At 78.4% G+C, this 2,727-nt stretch carries 2 protein-coding genes and 1 pseudogene; 2 read left to right on the top strand and 1 reads right to left on the bottom strand.

Going from position 1 to position 2,727, the window contains the following annotated elements:
* The coding region (locus EBM89_RS20300) for an NUDIX hydrolase (protein WP_147463647.1) at window positions 1-443 on the top strand (443 nt) is incomplete at its 5' end.
* A 129-nt stretch (window positions 444-572) separates the two neighbouring features.
* On the top strand, window positions 573-2,531 hold the full coding sequence (locus EBM89_RS20295) for an endonuclease/exonuclease/phosphatase family protein (RefSeq protein WP_122151375.1): 1,959 nt from the start codon (window positions 573-575) through the stop codon (window positions 2,529-2,531).
* Window positions 2,532-2,608: 77 nt separating this feature from the next.
* On the opposite strand, the pseudogene EBM89_RS22655 reads toward EBM89_RS20295, so the two are convergent.
* Window positions 2,609-2,727: pseudogene (locus EBM89_RS22655) on the bottom strand (IS30 family transposase); the annotation flags it as partial.

The following is a 2,727-nucleotide window of genomic DNA, read 5'->3' as shown; positions in this document are numbered from 1 at the left end:
GGTGCGGGCGCCGCCACTGGGGCACGGCCGGCGCCGCCGGGCTGCTGCTCGTCCGGCCCGCCACCGCGACCGGCCCCGCGGCCGTCGTGCTGCAGCACCGCGCGCCGTGGAGCGACCAGGGCGGCACCTGGGGCGTCCCCGGCGGGGCCCGGCTCACCGGCGAGTCCGCCGTGGACGGCGCGCTGCGCGAGTCCGCCGAGGAGGCCGGCATCGACCCCGCGTCGGTGCGCGTGGTCGGCGAGCACCTGCTCGACCACGGGGACTGGTCGTACACCACGGTCGTCGCCGTGACCTCGGGCCCCGTGGACGCCCGGCCGACCGACGACGAGAGCATCGCGATCGCCTGGGTCCCGCTGGACGAGGTCGCCGCGCTCCCCCTGCTGCCCGCGTTCGCGGACGCGTGGCCGACCCTGCGCGCGACGGTGTCGGCCGCGCTGGCCTGACCGCGCCGCCTGGGGGGTGCGCCCCGACCTCCCCCGATCACGGGGTGCGCGGGCCGCGACCGCAGGCCGCGGGGGCGACGCCGCGAGCGGGGTTCGCCCTGGTCGGGGTCGCGGCCGTAGGTTGGCCGGATGAGCGTCCCCGCGCCCTCCCCCGCACCGGACCCCACCCCGGTGCCGCCGTCGGCGCCGGACGCCGGTGTCGCCACCCGGGTGTCCCTGCTCGCGCTGGTCACGGTGCTCGCGGTCGACGCCGTCCGCGCCGCCGGACCCGTGCTCGACCGGGCGTTCACCGTCGGGACCCTGACCGTCGCGCTCACCGCCGTCGCCACGTTCGCCGGGGCCGGGGTGCTGGCCGCGCTCACCCTGCTGGTGACCGGGCGTCGCGTGCCCGGCACCGCGTCCGGCCGCACGCTGCTGGTCGTGGTCGCCGCGCTCGGTGCCGTCCGGCTGGTCACGCAGGCCGTGCACGACGAGGCGCGGTTCGCCGCCGGGCTGGTCACCGTCGCGCTGGCCGTGGCCGCGCTGGTGCTCACCACCACGACCGTCGCGGGCCGCGGCACCGGCGGGCGGCAGGCCGCGCTGGGGCTGACCCTCGGCTCCGGGCTGTCCGCGGCCCTGCAGCTCGCGCTCGGCACCTGGGACCCGCTGTGGCACGGCGGGGTCGTCGGCACCGTCACCATCGGCGCGCTCGTGCTGGTCGCCGTCGGGCTCGCGGTCGTCGCGCGCGGCGAGGAGCCGACCGGACGCCCGCGCCGCACCTGGGTGCTCGGGCCCGCGCTCGCGCTCGTCGTGATGATGCTCGCGAACCCGGCGTTCGCCGCCGCGCAGTCGGGCGTGCCGCTCGCCGCCGCCGGGACCGCCGTCGTCCTCGCCTCCGGGCTCACCGCCTGGCTGCTGCTCGTCCCCCGGCTGCTCGCCCGGCCGGTGCGCTGGGGCGCGGCCGCGCTGCTGCCCGTCGCCGTCGCGGTGACCCTGCTGACCACCGGGGTCCTCGCCCTGGTCGCGCTGGTCCTCGCCGAGGTCGCCGCGGGCGTCGTCCTGGCCGTCGCCCTGAAGACCCGCCGCCCCGCACCGCCCGGCATCCCGCGCACCGCCCTCGCGACCGGCGCCGTCGGCCTGATCGTCGGCGCGGCGCTGCTCGGCTACCTCCTCGACTACGACGTGCCGCTGCCCGTCGACAACGCCTGGCTCGTCGTGCTGGCGGCGGCGCTGCTCGCCGCCGGGGGCCTGCGCTGGTGGAGCCCCGCCCCGCCGCCCGCGCACGACCCCGCACCGCCGCTGCGCGCCAACGCCCTGCGGTTCCTCGTGCTGCCGTCCGTCGCGCTGCTCGCCGTCGGGTGGTGGGCCGCGCTCACCGGACCGGAGGCCGTCGCCGTCGACCGGGACCCGGACACCCTGGTCGTCCTCGACTGGAACCTGCACTACGGGGTCGCCGGGCACACCGCCGTCGACCTGGAGCAGATGGCCCGGACCATCGAGGCCGAGGCGCCCGACGTCGTCGCGCTCCAGGAGGTCGCGCGCGGCTGGGTGCTCGGCGGCGGCACCGACATGGCGACCTGGCTCGCGCACCGGCTCGGCATGCACGTCGCGTTCGCGCCCGCCGCCGACCAGCAGTTCGGCAACGCCCTGCTGTCCCGCGAGCCGCTGTCCGACGTGCAGGTGATCGCCCTGCCGTACGGCGCCGGGCCGCAGCAGCGCTCCGCGCTCACCGCGACCGTGCCCGGGCCTGACGGCACGCCCGTGCGCGTCACCTCCGTGCACCTGCAGCACCGGGAGAGCAACACCCCGACCCGCCTCGACCAGCTCGCCGCCCTGGACGCGGCGCTGCCGAGCGACGGGCCGTCCGTGCTGGCCGGGGACCTCAACGCCGAGCCCGGCTCCCCCGAGGTCGACGCGCTGGACGCCGCGGGGTGGACGAGCGCCCTCGACACCTCCGGGGACGCCGACGCCCTGACCCACCCGGCCGTGGACCCGGAAGTCCGCATCGACTGGGTGCTCGGCCGCGGCGTCACGTTCACGGACGCGCGCGTCCTGGACGACGTCTCGTCCGACCACCGCGCGCTGACCGTGATCGTCCGCGTCCCCTGAGCCCCCGCTGAGCCCGCACGGGCCCGCGCGGGCGCCCGCCGAGTGCGGAGAACCCGGTCCCGGATGCCCGGGCGGTTTCAGGCGGCGGTTGCAACGAGTAGGTCGTTGAGTCGTTGTGCGGGATTCTGCCAGTCCAGGGTCTCGCGGGGTCGGCCGTTGAGCTGGCGGGCGACGGCGTCGAGGTCGTCCTGGGTCC

This window comes from Cellulomonas triticagri (genome assembly GCF_003696205.1).
GTDB lineage: Bacteria > Actinomycetota > Actinomycetes > Actinomycetales > Cellulomonadaceae > Cellulomonas > Cellulomonas triticagri.
Note: the sequence above shows the minus strand (reverse complement) of the source record. Positions and strands in the feature narration are given on the sequence as shown.